General features: G+C 32.2%; 22 protein-coding genes. All 22 read right to left on the bottom strand.

The genetic code is table 11. The features are described from left to right. Positions 1–42: 42 nt before the first annotated feature. The gene (locus AAID94_03920; protein XAK24671.1) at positions 43–198 is read right to left on the bottom strand and encodes a hypothetical protein; all 156 of its coding nucleotides are present in this window, start codon (positions 196–198) and stop codon (positions 43–45) included. 135 nt (positions 199–333) lie between these two features. After that, positions 334–756 carry a hypothetical protein gene (locus AAID94_03915; protein XAK24670.1) on the bottom strand — a complete coding sequence of 141 codons (423 nt, stop codon included), beginning with the start codon at positions 754–756 and terminating at the stop codon, positions 334–336. 52 nt (positions 757–808) lie between these two features. Further along, positions 809–961, bottom strand: a complete 153-nt coding sequence (locus AAID94_03910) for a hypothetical protein (protein XAK24669.1) — start codon at positions 959–961, stop codon at positions 809–811. Continuing rightward, on the bottom strand, positions 961–1,527 hold the full coding sequence (locus tag AAID94_03905; protein ID XAK24668.1) for a hypothetical protein: 567 nt from the start codon (positions 1,525–1,527) through the stop codon (positions 961–963). Before AAID94_03905 ends, AAID94_03910 begins: the two co-directional genes overlap by 1 nt. Positions 1,528–1,530: 3 nt before the next feature. Further along, positions 1,531–1,716 (bottom strand): hypothetical protein, encoded by a 186-nt coding sequence (locus AAID94_03900; protein XAK24667.1) that lies wholly within the window; start codon positions 1,714–1,716, stop codon positions 1,531–1,533. Further along, on the bottom strand, positions 1,716–2,177 hold the full coding sequence (locus AAID94_03895; protein ID XAK24776.1) for a tRNA 2-selenouridine synthase: 462 nt from the start codon (positions 2,175–2,177) through the stop codon (positions 1,716–1,718). Before AAID94_03895 ends, AAID94_03900 begins: the two co-directional genes overlap by 1 nt. Positions 2,178–2,465: 288 nt before the next feature. Continuing rightward, positions 2,466–2,921 carry a hypothetical protein gene (locus AAID94_03890; protein XAK24666.1) on the bottom strand — a complete coding sequence of 152 codons (456 nt, stop codon included), beginning with the start codon at positions 2,919–2,921 and terminating at the stop codon, positions 2,466–2,468. After that, positions 2,921–6,181 carry a cytochrome c biogenesis protein CcsA gene (gene ccsA, locus AAID94_03885; GenBank protein ID XAK24665.1) on the bottom strand — a complete coding sequence of 1,087 codons (3,261 nt, stop codon included), beginning with the start codon at positions 6,179–6,181 and terminating at the stop codon, positions 2,921–2,923. Before ccsA ends, AAID94_03890 begins: the two co-directional genes overlap by 1 nt. A gap of 15 nt (positions 6,182–6,196) precedes the next feature. Next, positions 6,197–6,892 (bottom strand): ABC transporter ATP-binding protein, encoded by a 696-nt coding sequence (locus tag AAID94_03880; GenBank protein ID XAK24664.1) that lies wholly within the window; start codon positions 6,890–6,892, stop codon positions 6,197–6,199. Beyond that, positions 6,879–7,649 (bottom strand): ABC transporter ATP-binding protein, encoded by a 771-nt coding sequence (locus tag AAID94_03875; GenBank protein ID XAK24663.1) that lies wholly within the window; start codon positions 7,647–7,649, stop codon positions 6,879–6,881. Before AAID94_03875 ends, AAID94_03880 begins: the two co-directional genes overlap by 14 nt. Beyond that, positions 7,646–8,689 carry a branched-chain amino acid ABC transporter permease gene (locus AAID94_03870; GenBank protein XAK24662.1) on the bottom strand — a complete coding sequence of 348 codons (1,044 nt, stop codon included), beginning with the start codon at positions 8,687–8,689 and terminating at the stop codon, positions 7,646–7,648. Before AAID94_03870 ends, AAID94_03875 begins: the two co-directional genes overlap by 4 nt. 2 nt (positions 8,690–8,691) lie before the next feature. Continuing rightward, positions 8,692–9,651: a branched-chain amino acid ABC transporter permease gene (locus AAID94_03865; protein XAK24661.1), complete on the bottom strand. Its 960-nt coding sequence runs from the start codon at positions 9,649–9,651 to the stop codon at positions 8,692–8,694. Positions 9,652–9,658: 7 nt separating this feature from the next. Further along, entirely contained in the window at positions 9,659–10,768 is a 1,110-nt protein-coding gene (locus AAID94_03860; protein ID XAK24660.1) for an ABC transporter substrate-binding protein, read from the bottom strand. A 9-nt stretch (positions 10,769–10,777) separates the two neighbouring features. Next, positions 10,778–11,893 carry an ABC transporter substrate-binding protein gene (locus AAID94_03855; protein XAK24659.1) on the bottom strand — a complete coding sequence of 372 codons (1,116 nt, stop codon included), beginning with the start codon at positions 11,891–11,893 and terminating at the stop codon, positions 10,778–10,780. A 35-nt stretch (positions 11,894–11,928) separates the two neighbouring features. Continuing rightward, entirely contained in the window at positions 11,929–12,360 is a 432-nt protein-coding gene (locus AAID94_03850; GenBank protein XAK24658.1) for a c-type cytochrome, read from the bottom strand. Positions 12,361–12,369: 9 nt separating this feature from the next. Continuing rightward, positions 12,370–12,570, bottom strand: a complete 201-nt coding sequence (locus tag AAID94_03845) for a mini-MOMP protein (protein ID XAK24657.1) — start codon at positions 12,568–12,570, stop codon at positions 12,370–12,372. 54 nt (positions 12,571–12,624) lie between these two features. Next, positions 12,625–13,131: a YqhA family protein gene (locus AAID94_03840; GenBank protein ID XAK24656.1), complete on the bottom strand. Its 507-nt coding sequence runs from the start codon at positions 13,129–13,131 to the stop codon at positions 12,625–12,627. Positions 13,132–13,144: 13 nt separating this feature from the next. Then, on the bottom strand, positions 13,145–14,176 hold the full coding sequence (locus tag AAID94_03835) for an aspartate-semialdehyde dehydrogenase (GenBank protein XAK24655.1): 1,032 nt from the start codon (positions 14,174–14,176) through the stop codon (positions 13,145–13,147). Next, positions 14,176–15,474 (bottom strand): sigma-54 dependent transcriptional regulator, encoded by a 1,299-nt coding sequence (locus AAID94_03830; protein ID XAK24654.1) that lies wholly within the window; start codon positions 15,472–15,474, stop codon positions 14,176–14,178. The genes AAID94_03835 and AAID94_03830 overlap by 1 nt, the downstream gene beginning before the upstream one ends. 48 nt (positions 15,475–15,522) lie before the next feature. Next, entirely contained in the window at positions 15,523–15,972 is a 450-nt protein-coding gene (locus AAID94_03825) for a hypothetical protein (GenBank protein XAK24653.1), read from the bottom strand. Beyond that, on the bottom strand, positions 15,948–16,469 hold the full coding sequence (flgP, locus tag AAID94_03820) for a flagellar assembly lipoprotein FlgP (protein ID XAK24652.1): 522 nt from the start codon (positions 16,467–16,469) through the stop codon (positions 15,948–15,950). The genes AAID94_03825 and flgP overlap by 25 nt, the downstream gene beginning before the upstream one ends. 64 nt (positions 16,470–16,533) lie before the next feature. Beyond that, complete coding sequence (gene gyrA / locus AAID94_03815; GenBank protein ID XAK24651.1) at positions 16,534–19,104, bottom strand: DNA gyrase subunit A; 2,571 nt, start codon at positions 19,102–19,104, stop codon at positions 16,534–16,536. Between the last annotated feature and the right edge of the window lies 1 nt (position 19,105).

Here is a 19,105-nt window from a genome sequence, read left to right as displayed (position 1 = left end):
TAAGCCCTCCTCAGGATCAAAGCTGTGAGTGATAGTAGTGCTTTAGGTGAAAAGCTCTTCTTCATCATAATTTACAGCTATGGAATTTTCACATTGATATAAGGCTTTTAAATATGTAATAGATGAATTTTTATTTATTTTATTTATTTCATCATTGTTTATAAATGCAAGTCTTGTTATAAATAATTCTCTATTCATTTTTTCTCTAAATATTTAAGATAAATAAATATTATATCAAATATATTAAATTTTTTGGTAGTCTTTAAAGATTTTAATACATCACATACACACCCGCCATTAATATAGGATTACACGCAAACCCTATAAACCAACTTAATTTTTTGCGTTTTTCTCCTGTGCTATAACATTTAAATAAATAAGCTTGTAATAAACAAGGGAGTATAAAAAAGTGATTGCCAAAAAAAACATAGTTGTAAAGGTTAAAAATTTAAAATAATTATGTGCTTTATATTCTTGTGGTGATAATTTTTCAACTTCTGGAGGACCAAGTAATACAAGTCCCCTAGAAGTTTCAAGATCATAAGTAAGATAAAATACGATAACAATAGCTGTAAAAAAGATAATAAAAGATATTAAAAAATAAGATTTTACAAATTCTTTTATATTAATCTTAATCCAATAATTTAAAATAGAAAAGACAATAAGCACAGATAAAGCTATAAGATAAAATTTTGTGATAACAGCAATGGATAGCAATGAACCTACAAAAATAGAAAGCGTAATACTATCTCCCATTTAAACTCCTATATTATAAAGCACATTATAAGCTTTATCTTTAAAATCAAGTTTATTTATATATTGTGTTTTTTATTTGCATATCGCCACAATGCACTTGCTCTCTTTTTAGTCCTAAGAACACATGAGGGTTTCCCTCACTGCCCATCATAAAGCCCCAATCATTAACATAGATTCCAAGAGAGTATTTGTAATTATATATCATTAATTCTCTTTCTTTTGTTTGAAATTAACTATTTGGCGATAAAGTGTATTATACTCATAATGATAAGGTGAATATCGTAAATATTCTTCTGTGCCTATATATTCTTTATTATCAAATGCCTTTTGTTCCATTATCTTAACATTTTCTTTCCAAGTTTTACCATAAAGCAAAGGCTCACATCTTATATATTTTTTAGAATCATCATGCATAGAAAAACTTTTTCTTGTCCAGCCTGTATAATATTCAAAACCAGCTATATGTAAGTAAAAAATTTCGTCTTCTCTTGTTGTAACATTTTCTATCAACATATACATATGTCTGCTTAAAGCAACACGTCTAACACTCGTAGAAGGCAAGTTAAACAAATCTTCCAACTTTATACCATGTTTTATAGGTCTTGCATATACTACCTTTCCTACTTCCTCTTTACATAATCTTTCAAACTCTTTATACTCGGAATCTAAGCTTTTTGGTATAAAAGCACGATAACTTGTAGGATAAAAACAACCTTTTACTGAAACAAATACAATCAAACCTAGAATAAAAGTCAATATAATATATTTCATACTTTATTGCCTTTTACTATGATTTTTTAGATTAGTTACCCCATCTGCATAAAGCCATAAAGGAGGAGTAAAAGCACTATCAAAAAAACCTTTTTCATCATTCTCATCGATTAAATCAAGCATTGCATAACTAGCATCTGCTATATTAGCATAGTCTTTGATTTGAGAGATAAGTTCTTTAGGGTTCATCAGTAACTTTGTCCTGTATATTTTTCATCACTTTTTATAAATTTACCATTAGTAAAATAATGAAAAGATCCTCCGCCTGCACTTTTACGACTAATGCTTGAAAAGCTAAATCCTCTTCCTTCATCTCCAAATAATCCATAATTTTTTACTTTATAATCTATCATGGTAGCAAAAACAACAGGATATTTTTTACCCTCACACACATAATAAGTTGTCATACCTAAATAAGGTCTTAATTTTTTATAGTTTTCTTCACCCATATATGCTTTAAATTGATCTTCATAGTATGCAAATTCGGGTTTATCATCGAAATTAAAATTAGATTCGCCTATTTTATAGCTATTAATATAATCATCACGATAATATTTACAACCATTAGAAAGGACTTGGGGGAATTTTTTCTTCAAATAAGAAAAATTCACAAAATGAGTTTCATTTCCTACTTTAATTTCACTACCCAAATACTTACTACGAAATTCTTCTCTTTTTTTCTCTAATTCCAATATCTCTTCTCTTATTTTTTTATCAAAGATATAAATTCCACCATAATTACTTGCAAGAGTTTCTATTTCACTTGCTTTTTTTTCTTTAAAAGCACATGCACTTAAAAATACTAAAGAAAATAAGCTTAGAATTATCATTGTGATTTTCATTTAATAATCCTTTGTTTAAAATAAGCATATTATAAAATAATTTTTATGTGAATTGATTTTAAGACATAAGGGCAAATTTAAAAAATTAATCCGGTTTTATTTTTCTTCTTTAATCTTTCTTTTTGCCAAGCCCATCTGCTCATAGGCATCGATTTCTTTTTTATAAGAAGCAGAAATTTTTTTAAGCTCTTGATTTAAAAAGCTTATAGTTTGAGGGCTAGCTTTAGGGTTAGCAGCTAGGGCGGATACAAATTCTAATTTATTTTTCGTTTTTTCATCTAGCTCTTTAGAAGTTTTAGAACCTAGTTTATGCGTTTGAACAAAGAGCTTTGCTAGCTCCTTTAAATCACTATCGCTATATTTTAAATCACTAGCTGCTACTATCATCTTATTTAAATCGCTATCAATTTTACGGGCTTGAACTGTATTTTCAGTGTTTTTTTGTTTTACATTTCTCTTTTTATCATCGCTGATAATCAAATAAGCTATCAAACCCAAAAAAAGGAGCAAAGCTCCAGAGGTGCAAACAATCACCCAAAATATATAACTCATTAAAGCTTGCCTACAAACTCACGCTTTCTTCTTGCAAGCAATGCTAAAACGATCATAATCGCAATTCCCCAATAAACATAACTAGGAATTTGAGCAGCTTCTCCTGCTGCATAAGAATGCAAACCTACTAAGAAATAATTTACCCCAAAATAAGTCATGATAACAACCCAATAAGCAAACATACTCCATAGTGCAAATGTAAATTGATTAGAGTATTTTGGAATCATTCTAATATGCAAAATAGCCGCATAAACCAAAATACTTACCAAAGCCCAAGTTTCTTTTGGATCCCAACTCCAATATCTACCCCAACTCTCATTGGCCCAAATTGCACCTAAGAAATTTCCAACAGTAAGTAAGCAAAGCCCAAAAATCATCGACATTTCATTGATACGAGTTGCCTCTGTGATATTTCTTAAAATACTTTGATTGTATTGATTGTTTTCTTTTAAAAAACACATCAATATTAAAGTAAAAATTCCAAGCAAAGAGCAAAGCCCTAAAAATCCATAGCTAGCAGTAATAACAGACACATGGATACTAAGCCAATACGAATTAAGCACTGGCATAAGATTTGTAATTTGTGGATTCATCTCACTTAAGTGAGCCACAGCTAAAACAATACCCGCAAGTATAGAAGTTAAAGATAAAGCAATCGGACTTTTTCGAGAAAAGAAAATTCCTGAAAGAGATAAAGCCCAAGCTATATAAACCATGCTTTCATATCCATTACTCCAAGGGGCATGATCTGCTAAATAAGCACGTAATCCAAGTCCTATGGTATGGATGATAAAGGCTAAAATATTTAAAATATAAATAATTTTAAATATAAGAGAAATTTTAAGCTTTGGTGCAACCATTTTAAGCAAAAGAACGATCAATAATAAAAATCCCGCGATCAAATAAACAGGAGCAAGCTTGACAAAAATTTCAGCCTTATTTGAAAAAATCTCCATCTCTACTTTCGTTTTATTAGGCATAACCTCATGCCCTATTTTCTCTTGATATTGCTTGATAAGCCCTAAAGCTTCATTAGCTCTTGTCCAATTTCCATCATGAAAAGCTGTATCTACGGAAGAAAAATAGTTTTTTATAAGCGCCAAAACAAACTGACCCTCTTCGCCCTTAAGTGTTGTAATAGCAGAAAAAGGAGCTAACCATGCATTATTGTCATGATTTTGTATAGGAATAAATTTAAAAAGTTCTCCACTAAAAACTAAATTTACAACATTTGCTCTTTCGTCTAGATTAATGATTTCTTTATCAAATACGCCTCTAGCATTCGGATTTTTGCGATTAGCATTTTCCACATATTTTTGAAGTTTATAGCGATTATTAGCATCAAAGAAATCCTTATATTTGACATATTTTAATTCTGGAGAAATTTCTAAAATTTCAGCGATGGCTTCACGAACATTTTTATTGCTTGGCATTAAGATAAAAGCTTCATTTTGCCATAAATCCACATTAATAAGCATTGAAAGCATTATAGCACTTGCTTCTTGTCCTTTATAGTCCGCACTCTTATGAATTTTTTCCAAAATTTCTCTAGCTAAAGTATCAAAAGGTATCATTCTACCATCTACAGATTTTTGCACGATAAGGGCTTTAAGCTCTTTAACATGTGTTTTATCTACTATAGGCATATTTTGCTCTAAGCTTATATTTAAATCTTGAGCAAGCATTTTATCTGCTCCAAATAAAGCTACAAGTAAAGCTAAAGCACTAGCAGTATGCTTTAAGGCATCTTTATTGATAAGTCTTGCTAGAGTTCTAAATCTTGAATGTGGGTTTAAGAAATTTAAAAACATACCCAAACAAAGCAAGAAATAACCTATGTATGTAGGAATTTTACCCGGGTCTTTATTGACCGATAATATCGTCCCTTTTTCATCCTGATCGTAAGAACTTTGATAAAATCTATAACCCTTATAATCTAAAACATTATTCATGAAAATCCTATAATCAAAAGTATCTTCATTGTTTTTAACTGTAATTTCACTTGCATAAGAAGCAGGAGACATAGATCCAGGATAACGATCTAAAACAAAATCTCTTAAATAAATTTCAAAAGGTAATTGCTCATATGCAAGCGCCCATGAGATAAAGAATTTTTGTCCAGCAAGTTCTATTACAGTAGGTTTATTGTATTCAAATACATAAAATTCTTTACTTTCATTCTTATAATCTAGTTGAAGTTTTAGCGCATGCGCTCCTTTTAATTCCAAAGCCTGATAATCTTTACTCATAGCAAATTCTTTAAAATTTGTAAGCCAAGAAGCTTTCCAATTTTGTGGTTCTCCAAAACTTGATATCATTACAGTTCTTGCAAATTCTAACCAAGCTGATTTAAACCATAGCCAAAAACTTTCATCTTGAGGCCTATTAACACCTTGAATTTCTTGAGTTCCATGCAAAGAGGCAAATTTCACTACAAAATTTAAATTATCTAAACTATACAATCTAAGATCTTTAGCATTTGCTTCTTCGCCGATTTTAAGAGTTGAATTTTCACCTTTTTTCATATTGAAAACATTTAAATTTTCACTCGAACTTAATTTTAAATTTTTATCTATTTTAATATAAGGCTTAGCTACATCATCATTCATAAAGGCAAAATTAATCCCATTGATATTTTGTACCTCTCCTGATCTAAATTCCAAATTTGCGCCTTGAGAATTTTTTTCAGAAACAGTCAAAACAAGCAAAGGTGAAGAAATATTGTCTTCTTTGTAAACATAATCCGCATCTAAAATTAAATTTTTGTATTTTAAGACAGCTTTTTCATCTCCCATATTTAAATTTAATTTAAAGGAATTTGCAAAAGGTAAATTTCCTATATAACGATCATTTACAGAAGTATAACGCTCTCCATCTTTAATGGTGGAAATTCTTAAAGAGGTTTTAGAACTTTCAACTAAGGCATTTTGAGTATGCTCGCGAATCGCTAGTAAACCTTCAAAACCACCATAACGAGTCATAGCAGAGCCAAGTAAGATAAAAAGAAAAGAAAAATGAAAAATCATCAAAGGTATTTTTTTTAAAGCAAACATCTTATAACGAAGCATGCCAAACAATAAATTTATACCCAATAAAAGCTGTATATACTCAAACCAAAAACTATCATATACCATTGCCCACGCAGTAGGCGTGCCATAGGCACTCTCTATAAAAGTTGCCAAACCACAGGATAAGGCAAAAAGCAAAAATAAAACTATAGAAATTCTTAAATCACCTACACTTTTGATAATATTTTTCATATCCCAACCTCTATACTATAATCCTAAATATTTTTTCCTAATATTGTCATCGCCTATGAGTTTTTTAGCCTCACCTTGCATTGCAATAAGTCCATTTTCTAAAACATAAGCATAATCACTTATCTTTAACGCAGAGTAAGCGTTTTGTTCTACTAAAAGTATAGTAATACCCTCTTCTTTTAAACGCACTATGATATCAAAAACCTCTCCAACTATCTTAGGAGCAAGTCCTAACGAAGGCTCATCAAGCATTAAAAGCTTAGGTTCACTCATCAAAGCTCTTGAAATAGCAAGCATTTGAGCTTCTCCACCGCTTAAATTCCCCGCCATAGCATGTTTTTTATTTGCAAGTCTTGGAAATAACTTATACATTTGTTCTCTTAAATGCTCATAATTTTCACTATTATTGTAAGCGCCTATTTTTAAATTTTCTTCAACACTAAGATTAATAAAAACGCGTCTTCCTTCAGGCACCAAAGCTATACCTTTTTGCACTAAAGTATGAGTTAGATGCCTTTTTGTGTCATAACCTAAAAAATTTACTTCTCCGGTGCGTTTTACTGCGTTTAAAAGCGCATTGAGAGTAGAAGTCTTTCCTGCTCCATTTGAGCCAATAAGAGAAACTATATGACCCGTTTCTACTTTAAAATCTATACCCTTAACTGCTTCAATCAAGCCATAATAAACATGCAAATTTTTAACTACTAGCATCAAAATCTCCCAAATAAGCAGCAATTACCTCTTTATGATTTACAGCATCACTTATTTTTCCTTCAAAAATAGTCTTACCATAATCAAGCACCAAAACTTTATCACAAAGCCTATTAACAAATTTCATATCATGCTCTATAAGCAAAACACTGATTTTATAGTCTTTTCTAAGCTTTAAAATAAGCTCTGCTAATTCATCGCTTTCGCTAGAATTCATACCTGCAGCAGGTTCATCAAGTAAAAGAAGTTTTGGATTTGTAGCCATAGCTCTTGCAATTTCAACCTTTCTTTGCTGACCATAACTCAAACTTGTAGCTTTCTCATCTGCAAATTCACTAATACCTAGTTCTTCTAAAAGCTTATAGGCTTTATTTTTAAATTCTTGCTCAACTCTATGAAAACGTCCTAAATGCAAAAAAGCTTCTAAGACACTATATTTCATTTGCTTATCAAAACCTATCATTACATTCTCAAGTACACTCATACTCGAAAATAATCTAATATTTTGAAAGGTTCTTGCTATGCCTAAATGTACAATTTTGTGAGGTTTTAAATCATTGATTTTCTTATCTTGAAAAAATACCTCTCCACTTGTTGGTTTATAATTGCCTGTAATGATATTAAAAAGCGTTGTTTTACCCGCACCATTAGGACCAATTAAAGCAAAAATCTCACCCTCTTTAATATGAAAAGAAGTTTCATTAATAGCTCTAACTTCTCCAAAATTCTTAGTGATATTCTTAAGCTCTAAAATCATTTTTTGCATCCTTTTTTAGAAGGTCTTTTAAAAAAGGAATTAAGCTCTTTATCACCAAAAACCCCTCGTCTTGCAAAAAGCATTACTAAAATAAGAATTAAAGAAAAAACTACCATTCTAAGCCCTGGCATAGAGCCCATATCGATACCTAAGAAATCGATTTTAATCTGCATTTCATCTAAAAATCTTAACCACTCTCTTCCGCCTATAATCAAAATAGCTCCCAAAATAGCTCCTGTGGTAGAACCTAAGCCACCCAAAACTATAATTATAAGCAACATAAAGGTAAATTCAAAACCAAATTGTTCTGGAGAAACAGAAGCAAGGAGACAAACCAAAAGTCCTCCACCTACACCCTCTAAAAAAGCAGAAGTTCCAAAAGCAAGAGTTTTAGTCCAAAAAGTATTTACTCCCATAGCACTTGCAGCATCTTCATCATCTCTAACTGCCTTCATTGCTCTACCAAATTTAGAATAAACCAAATTTAAAATCAAAACAACAGATATGATTGCCACTCCACCTGTCCAATAAAGATTTGAAAGCAAGGGAATGCCATTTAAACCCATAGATCCGTTTGTCCAACTTGGAAAATTAATCGCTAGTTTTTGAATGATGATACCAAAACCTAAAGTTACAATAGCTAAATAGTCTCCTCGCACACGAAAAACGGCAAAGGCAAGGATTAAAGATAAAACACAAGCACTAAAACCAGCAACTAAAAGCGCTAATACAAAAGAATTGGTGTGCAAAGCTAAAATGATAGGATTTGGATTTTCTAAGCTAAATAAATCTAATTTTTGCTCTGAGCTTAAAAGCACCAAAGCTGCAGCATAAGCACCTACTGCTATAAAACCATTTGGCTCCAAAGAAAACTGACCTGTGACTCCATTGATTAAATTATAACTCACTGCTAAAGTGATATAAATAGCAATTTGATTTAATATACCAATACCATAGCCATCAAAAAATTGTGGAGCAAGCATAATAAAAGCAATAGCCAAAATAATATAAACTAAAGCCGAAATTTTAATTCTTACCATTTTTAAAACCTACTCTTTTCAAAATTTATGCCCAAAATTCCCGTTGGTCTAAAAAGCAAGATAAACACAAGAAAAATAAAAGCAAAAGCATCTTTAAAGCCGGAAAGTTCTGGAAAGAAAGCCACAGCCATAACCTCAGTCAATCCTATAATAAGTCCTCCTAAAACTGCTCCTACCACAGAGCCAATTCCTCCTAAAACTGCTGCCGCAAAAGCTTTAAGTCCAACCAAAGTCCCCATGGTAGGATAAACAGAATAGTAATTGCTCGACCAAAAAATTCCCGCTAGAGCAGCCAAGGCAGATCCTAAAGCAAAAACAATAGCAATAATTCTATTTGCATTAATTCCCATTAAATTTACAGTTTGTATATCAAAAGCCAAAGCACGGATAGCTATGCCGTATTTGCTTTTATAAAGGATAAAAAGGACTCCAAGCATTACTATTAAAGTTACCAAAGGCACAAGCAGTGAACCTAAAGTTGTACTGACACTTCCTATACTAACTAAAGTTTCAAATATCGGCGGCGCTGGAAATTGCTGTTCGGTTGAAGTAAAAATCACATTAAAAAGATTTTGTAAAAAAAAGCTAATACCTATTGCAGTTATTAATAATGAAATTCTAGGAGCTTTTCTTAAAGGTTTGTAAGCAATTTTATCTATCAAGATCCCTACAATAGAAGAAAAGATCATAGAAGCTACAAGCGCAGCTACAAAAATAACAACTAGATATTTTCCAAGCTCATCACTGCCAAAAAAAGTTTGATTTAAATGATTGATAATTGGAGAAAAAAAATTTATCAACAAAAGTGCAATATAAGCACCCACCATCATAATATCGCCATGTGCAAAATTAATCAGTCTTAATACACCATACACCATGGTATAGCCCACGGCAATAAGTGCATACATACTGCCTAGACTAAGACCATTAACAAGTTGCTGTAAAAATAAAGTAGAGTCCATATTTTTCCTAAGGATTTATAGTATCTTTATAAGTTTGCTTTTGATTTTTAATTTCTTTCACTACTACAGAACGAGTTGCATTTCCACTTTTATCGATGCTAATAACCCCAGAAACTCCTTCATAATTGTTTGTTTGGTGAATTTTTTCATTGATACACTCACTTGTAAGTGTATTTTGGCAAGCATTCATAGCATTAAACATTACAAAATAAGCATCCGCGCCCATAGCTGTAAAATTTGGAACCTCTTTACTTTGATTTTCCTTTGCGTATTTAGCTATAAAATCTTTACTTAGCTGGGTTGTAGGATTATTTGCATCAAAACTATCTGTAAAAATATATCCTTCACTTGCATTGCCTGCTAATTTAACAAAAGTGGCATCTGCAACTCCATCAGCTGAACCCATTGGGGTGTTTAAACCTATAAGCTTTGCTTGTCTAACAAACAAAGAAGCTTCACTATAATAAAGTGGAAGGAAAATAAAGTCAGGATTTAAAATTTTAATTTGAGTTGCTATTGCCTTAAAATCTTTATCACCCGAATTTACTCTAAGGGTTTTTAAAATTTCGCCGCCCTTAGCCTTAAATTCTTTTTCAAAAGCCTTAGCAAGCCCTAAAGAATAATCCGTGCTTTGATCTACTACAATCACAGCTTTTTTGTGGTTTAATTTTTCAAAAGCATACTTTGCTAAAGATGAGCCTTGAAAACTATCCATAAAACAAACCCTACTTGAATACAATTTGTTTTCCAAAAGCTTATCTCCTGTTGCAGCAGGAGCAATAAGAGGGACTTTATTTTCTTCAGCTATACGCATTACTTGTAAAGTATTTGCAGTAACCATTTCACCAATAAGCCCTAGAACCTTATCTTGATTTACAAGACGGGTAGCAGCGCTTGCAGATTCAATTTTATCTCCTTTAGTATCTAAGACAACGAGATTAATTTTATCTCCATTGTCTAAAGTACTTTGCATTTCATTGGCTAATTTTATACCCTCTAAAGCACTTTGCCCATAAGCTGCTGTTGCCCCACTTAAAGGCAAAACAACTCCCAAATTTACTTCTTTTGCTTGTAAACTTAAAGCCAAAGCCGCTGCTAAGATTATTTTCTTTTTCATTGCTTTTCCTTATGGATTGATTAAAGTTTTATAAACTTGCTTGCCATCCTGTATTTCTTTTATAACAACAGGACGAACCGCATTACCACTTGCATCAATACTGATAATTCCGCCCACGCCTTCATAATTGTTTGTTTGGTGAATTTTTTCATTAATACACTCACTTGTAAGTGTATTTTGGCAAGCATTCATAGCATTTAGCATTACATAATAAGCATCTGCGCCCATAGCTGAAAAGGCTGGAAGATTTCTATTGCCTTTTATTTTTTCATACTCATTGATAAAAGTTTTACCGCGAGCAGTAGAAGGGTTGCTTGAATCAAAACTATCTGTAAAAATTACTCCATTTACAGCAGTTGAACCCAAATCTATAAAAGTTTGATTATTAACTCCATCTCCTGCAGCTAACAATTTATCAAAACCAATTTGTTTAGCTTGTCTAGCAATAAGAGCAGCTTCGGGATGATAAATTGGCATATAAACAAAATCAGGATTTAAGCTTTTAAGCTGTGAAACCACTGCTCTAAAATCTTTATCTCCTGAACTGATTGCAAGTTTTTTGATAACCTTACCACCATTTTCTTTTAAAGATTTTTCAAAAGCCTTAGCAAGTCCCAAAGAATAAACATTACTCTGATCTATAATAACAACAGCATTTTTAAAATTTAATTCTTTTGTAACATAATTTGCAAATTTGTCACCTTGAAAGCTATCGCTAAAACAAACACGAGAGGCGTATTTTTTATTGTCTAAGAGCTTATCTCCCGAAGCTACTGGAGCAATGAGTGGAATTTTTTTATCTTCTGCAATCGAAATAGCTTGTATAGTATTTGGTGTAGTAGCCTCTCCTATAATCCCTAAAACCTTATCTTGCGCTATAAGACGATTAACCGCACTTGTGGTTTCAAGCTTATCACCTTTAGTATCAATAACGATCAATTTTACTTCATCGCCATTATCTAACTTAGCATTTAGTTTATTGGCAAGCTCTATACCGTTAAAAACATCTTGCCCATAAGCAGCTACTGGTCCTGTCAATGGCAGCACTACTCCTAAATTAATTGTTTTTGCATACAAGCAATTTGCCAAAGCTAAGGCACTGAAAACTAAAGTAATTTTTTTCATCTTATCCATCCTTTCGTTAAATTAAACTCAATATCTTATTTTAAAAAAGTATTATGCTTCGTTTTTTGTGCTGGTTCTTCTTCTAATAAATCTTTTACTTGCAAATCAACAGCAAAATTTCCACCCTTAATATATGCAATGATATTATCCATATCATCATGGCTTAAATTTCTAGCATAAAAAGCCATTTGCGATGCATTTGCAGAAGTGCTACCATCAAGAGTATAGCCTACCAAGGCTGCTTTAATATCCTCAGGAGACATATCTTTTAATGTTCTAGAACCTACGACACTTTTTTCAGCATTATCTCCATGGCAAGTATTGCATTTATTCTTAAAATATAAATCCTTAGCCTGAACCATATCATATTGTTTATTTGCATCGAAAGTATAAGTGAAAAAAGATTTCAAATTTATACCAAAAAGTGCTACAACAAAAACTGAAAAAACTGCTAAGTAACGAAACATATCTTACCTCTATTTTATAGTGATTTCTGTGCGGTTTGTGACGTTGTGTTTTTTATTTTTATTATCCGTTTTCTTAACTCTTTGCGTCTCGTATCTATAACGCACAACACCTGAAACTTCAACATCTTTAAAAACTTCATCCAAGGGAGCCGCATAAGAAAAAGTTAAAACATTAATAACTGCCAACAAGATCAAAACTAGCTTTTTCATATATCACCCTTACAAACCAAAATTTCAATTATATCAAAAAAAGATAATCAAGTTTCAATGTCCGCCCTTGTGCAAGAAATAAAGCCCCACACAAAGAGCTAAAATAGATCCAGCAAGAAAAGCCATATCTGTAGGAGTGGCAAATTTCATTTGCAACACTCTTTGAAAAAAATTGACCACTAAAACCATGATAATCACTTTTGCAAGCTTATCTTTAAGCTGATCTAGACTATGTACTTCTAAGACTTTACTTTGTTTTGTTTGTTTAAATTCTTCTATCTCGCTAATAAAAAGCTCATAAACACCAAACGAAAAAATAAATAAAACCAAAGCCATAAGATAAAGATCCACAGCTCCTATAATCAAAGCTACCACATCTTCATGCAAATCAATCTTAACCGAAATGCTGAAAAAATATTGATAAGTATAAAGAATGACTTTTAAAACATCATAACTTGCGATAAAAAATAAAACAAAAGCACCCACAAGGCCAAATATTACGGGTAAAATTGTAACAATACGACTTTTAACAAGTAAGGATTCAAAAATTTTCTCTAACACTCTTTTACTCCTTTTATTTATTTTCCAGTTCTAACCATTTTTGAGCAATGCGCACTGCATTTGTAGCAGCACCCACACGAATTTGATCTGCTACACACCAAAGATGAAGTATGTTTTTATGTGTAACATCTAAGCGAATTCTACCTACATAGGTTTCATTCGTATCGCTAGTCATTAAAGGCATAGGATATTTTTTATCTTTTGGCTCATCCATAACAATAACACTCGGCGCATTTTGAAGTATATCTCTTGCTTTATTTACATCTACTTCTTTTGCAAAATGCATAGTAATTGCCTCACTATGGCTTCTTAAAACAGGAACTCTTACACAAGTAGCTGAAATTTCTAAATTTTTATGAAGAATTTTTTGTGTTTCATTGATCATTTTAAGCTCTTCTTTTGTATAGCCATTATCCATAAATACATCAATTTGAGGAATCAAATTAAGTGCTAGAGTATGAGGAAATGTTTGAGCTTCAAATTCGTCAAGCTTGAAAGCAAAAAAGCTTTGCATCGCACGAACTAATTCTTCCATACCTTCCTTGCCTGCTCCACTTGCAGCCTGATAAGTGCTTACATCAACACGCTTTAAATCAAAAGCATCATTTAAAGGTTTTAAAATATGCACCATTTGTATAGTCGAACAATTTGGATTTGCAATGATACCTGTTTTTTTCCATTCTTTAATATCTTCAGGATTGCATTCTGGAACAACTAAAGGCACATCTTTTTCCATTCTGAAATGGCTTGTATTATCAATCACCACAGCACCTGCTTCCACGGCAAATTTAGCATATTTTTCACTTATGCTTCCGCCTGCACTGAAAAAAGCTATGTCTACAGGATTTTCTCTAAAAACATCCTCAGTAAGTTCTTTTATCTTATAAGACTTACCCCTAAATTCTATTTGATTACCGGCACTTTTTGCACTAGCTAAAGGCAAAATACTTTCAACTGGAAAATCAAGCTCATCTAATACATTTAAAAGCTCTTCTCCAACCGCACCTGTTGCTCCAACTATAGCTATTTTTTGTTTTTTTGACATTATTTTTCCTTTATTTTGTATTGTTTAATTTTATTGTTTAAATTTTCTACACTCATTCCAAGTTCATTGCTTGCTTTTTCTTTATCAAATTCACATTGTTCTAAAATTTGCTCTAATAATTCTTTTTCTAAATTCTTTACATCTTTTTTTACACTTCTGGCTTCTAAAAATAAATCTTGCTCTGAAATTTCCAATCCCTCACTTAAAATACAAGCACGCTGAACTATAGAAATAAGCTCTCTTATATTGCCTGGGAAGTTGTATTCTAGTAAGGCTTTTTGAGCTTCTTGACTCAATTTTTTCATTTCAAATTCATATTCTGTGCATGTATTTTCTAAAACCTTTTGAGCTATACCCAAAATTTCTTCTTTTCTTTCTCTTAAAGGAGGTATATTAATAGGAACTGTGTTTAAGCGATAATACAAATCCGATCTAAATTCCCCCTTATCAATCTTATCTTGCAAATTTGCATTAGTCGCGCTAATAATTCTTACATCTATCTTAATACTTTTAGTACTTCCAAGTCTTGTAATTTCTTTTTCCTGCAAAGCCCTTAAAAGTTTTGCCTGAATTTCATAAGGCATTTCACCTATTTCGTCTAAAAATAAAGTTCCGTTATTTGCCATCTCAAAAAGTCCTATTTTGGTAGCATTGGCATCAGTAAATGCCCCCTTTTCAAATCCAAAAAGCTCACTTTCAATTAAATTTGAAGGAATAGCAGCCATATTAATAGCTACAAAAGGTTTTTGAGAGCGTTTGGAATTTTCGTGAATAAAACGTGAGAAAACTTCCTTGCCTACACCACTCTCGCCAAAAAGCATAACCGATGCATCTGTTTTGGCGGCTTTTTGACTCAAGTTTAAAACTTGTTCTAATTTATCAGAACTTGAGAAAAAACCATTTTCTTGGTTTTCTTCTTGCTTTTTTACTTTTTTATCCGCAGTTTTTTCTCGAATAACTTTTGCGCGCTTAATGGCTTCAACTAAAGTTTCTATATCAAAAGGTTTAGTTAAAAAATCCTTCACGCCCAAACGAACTGCTTCTATGGCACGATTTAAAGTCGCATTTCCTGTCATGATGATAAAATCATATTTATTTTCGCAAGCCTTGATAAATTCTAATCCATCGATTCCAGGCATATTAATATCCGTAATAATCAAATCCGTATCCGAATCAATTTTCTTTAAAGCTTCTGTGGCTGATTTGTAAGATTTTATTTGAAATTCTTCATATTCCCCAAGAGCTATTTCAAGGGATTTTCGCATATTGATATCATCTTCAACAATCACCAAATTCATAACTAGCCTTCGATTTTTTAGCAAATAATAGCAAAATACGGCTTAAATTTACTTTTTTTTAAGATAATAAATCAAAGCACTTCTTTCTCCAAATTCCACACTAAAACGCAAGGGTAAAATTTTAACATAGGTTTCATTCTGCGCCTTCAATAAATCTGTCTTAACTATATCCTTCACAGAAATTTTAGCACCCATAAAACAATCACCTAATTCATCTTTGTGAGCATTTAAAAAATCAAACTTAATAGCCTTGGGCATATCATCATCTATCATACCCAATTCTGTTCTTGGAAGTTTTTTTAAGTCATTCTCAGTATAAGAAATTTCGCAAGCAAATTCACTTATAGTATCTTTACTTCGCGTCATTGCAGGAGATAAATTTTGACTTTGATGAAAAAGGATTAAATTTTTATTAGAAAGTTCTGCCCAAAATATAAATTCATCTTGGGCAATTAGTTTAAAACTAAAAAATATTAATAAGCAAACAATTCTTTCCACTTGTCTGCATCAATCTTAAGTTCTACGTTAACTCTGTAAAGTCCTTGATTAAAATTCTCATCAATTATGCTAGCATTTTTGATTAAACCATTTACTTGCGCGGTTATAGTTGAGCTTCTAAGCATTGCATCTTTTACAGTGTCTTTACCATTAACTTTAACACCATAAAGTTTACTTGCAAGCTGTCTATAAGCATCTGTAATCGCAGCTCTTTTTGCCAATGCTAGAGCTTGAGCACTTGAAACAGTATTAAGAGGAGCAATTCCTTCTCCTACGGCACTAAAGCTAAGCTCGCTTTCACTTACATCAGGAGCTAGCATTTTTTCCTCTCTGATAATATCGCGAACATCATCCTTATCTACTTTTTGAACGACAATATCTGATGCTTGAGCCGAAGTGCTTGCATTGTTTGGATTTTTAGCTGTAGTATTGTTTGTACTCGCTGTACACCCTGCAAAAATTCCTGCTATTACTAGCATAAAATAAAATTTTTTCATATTTACACCTTCAAAATATTGTAATTATTTGATAAAAAAGCAAAAAGCGTTCCAACTCAAATAACTATTCTAAATTTAAATCTAAGTTTTCATCACCTAATTCATCCTCAAGCTCTTCTTTAGGACATTTAGCGATGCTAACCACCTCGTCATTTTCTACATTAACTACAATAACGCCACTAGTATTTCGCCCCGCTTTTCTAATACTTTGCATATCAACGCGTATCATTTTACCGCTGCTTGTTAGTGCCATTAAATCCATACTTTCATCTACAATTACAACGCTGATAAGCTCTTTAGTTTTATCGGTTAGCTTCATACAGATAACACCTTTTCCTCCTCTGCTTTGAAGTCTATACTCTCCAGCATTTGTTCGCTTTCCTATACCCTTAGCACTAATACTTAAAATCTCTTGCTCGTCGCTTTCTATAACAACAGCACCTACTAATTCGTCATTTTTCTCTTTAAACTTAATAGCTGTTACCCCACGACTTACGCGACCAATTTCACGCACCTTTGCAAGAGGAAATTTAATACACATACCTTTTTTAGTCACTGCAAAAAGCATTTTGCCCTTAATGGATTCAATTAAATTTTCATCAGAGTTTATATTTTCATCATTAAGACTGTCATCATCTAAAAGTCCTATTTCTTCATTCTCATCTCTTTGAACGATAATAGCAGTAACTAATTCATCATTTTCATCTAAGTTAATCGCTTTTACACCCACACTTCTGATATTTTGATATTCACTTAAATTGGTGCGTTTTACTATACCATTTTTAGTAAAGAAACATAGGGATTTATTTTCATCAAAATCAGTAGTCGGAATAATAGCCATAATCTTTTCATCAGCTTGTAAATTAATCAAATTAACAACCGCTTTTCCTTTAGCTGTTCTTGAGCCTTCAGGTATTTTATAAACCTTTAACCAATAAAGCTGTCCTCTATCAGTAACAAACATTAATGTATCATGGGTATTGGCAGTAAAGAAGCTTTCGATAAAATCATCATCATAAGTTGTTACAGCAAGCTTACCTTTTCCACCGCGTTTTTGTTTTTCGTATTGTTTACTTGGTACTCTTTTGATATATCCACGATGAGTAATGGTTACGACCATATTTTCATTAGGGATTAAATCTTCAATATCAATATCATCATAATCATCTTCTATTTGCGTAATACGCGGTACATCAAATTTGTTTTTTATCTCTTTTAATTCATCTCGGATAAGATTTTCTAGCAAAGTTTCGCTTTTTAAAATCTCATCAAGTCTTGCAATTTCTTTCATAAGCTCTGCAAGTTCATTTTCAATTTTTTCTCTTTCAAGTCCTGTTAAACGGCCCAATTTCATATCTAAAATCGCATTAGCTTGAAGCTCGGTAAGTCCAAATTTAGCCACCAAAGAATCTCTTGCTGTAGTATTATCAGGACTATTTTTAATCAAAGCTATAACTTCATCAATATTATCTAAAGCTATTTTTAAACCTTCTAAAATGTGAGCTCTTGCCCTTGCTTTTTGAAGTTCAAAAATTGTTCGTCTGATAATCACTGTTTTTCTATGGTTTAAGAAAAGATTTAAAAGTTCAATTAAAGAAAAGATTTTTGGCTCTTTGTTGTGAATAGCAAGCATAATCACGCCAAAAGTGCTTTCCATTGTGGTAGATTTAAAAAGATTATTAAGAACTATCTCGCTCATTGCCTCACGCTTGAGTTCGATTACAACACGAATTCCTTCTCTATCACTCTCATCTCTAACTTCTGAAATTCCTTCGATTTGCTTTTCTTTTACAAGCTCTGCGATTTGTTCTATAAGTCTTGCTTTATTGGTCTGATATGGAAGTTCATCTATAACGATAATGTCTTTATTGGCTTTTTTTTCTATGTGAGTTTTAGCTCTTATTTTTACCCTACCACGCCCCGTGCGATAGGCTTCGATAATACCCTTTTTGCCATAAATTATCCCACCAGTTGGGAAATCAGGACCTTTGATAAATTGCATCAAGTCTTCTAAACTCGCATCCTTATGATCAAGTAAATACAAAAGCCCATCTACGAGCTCATTAAGACTATGTGGAGGAATATTTGTCGCCATACCTACAGCGATACCACTAGAGCCATTTAATAATAAATTTGGCACCCTAGCAGGTAAAACATCAGGCTCACTCATAGAATCATCATAGTTTGGAACAAAATCTACCGTATCTTTATCTATATCACGCAAAAGTTCTTCTGCTAAAATTGTCATTCTAGCTTCAGTATAACGCATTGCAGCGGCGCCATCACCATCGATAGAGCCAAAGTTTCCTTGTCCATCAATACTTGGATAACGCATTGAAAAATCTTGTGCCATTCTTACCAAGGCATCATAAACAGCAGTATCGCCATGTGGATGATACTTACCGATGACATCCCCTACTATACGAGCAGATTTTTTATATGCACTTCTACTTCCTACCCCAAGATCATTCATAGCATAAAGTATTCTTCTGTGAACAGGCTTTAAGCCATCTCTAGCATCAGGAAGTGCACGACCGATAATAACGCTCATAGAATAATCCAAATAACTACTTTTAATAGAATTTTCTATATCTATAAGTTCAATATCAGAATCTTTATTAAAAATATTCTCCATC

The organism is Campylobacter coli (assembly GCA_039516895.1).
Lineage (GTDB): Bacteria > Campylobacterota > Campylobacteria > Campylobacterales > Campylobacteraceae > Campylobacter_D > Campylobacter_D coli_B.
The sequence above is the reverse complement of the archived record's forward strand: the minus strand, read 5'-3'. Positions and strand labels throughout refer to the sequence as shown.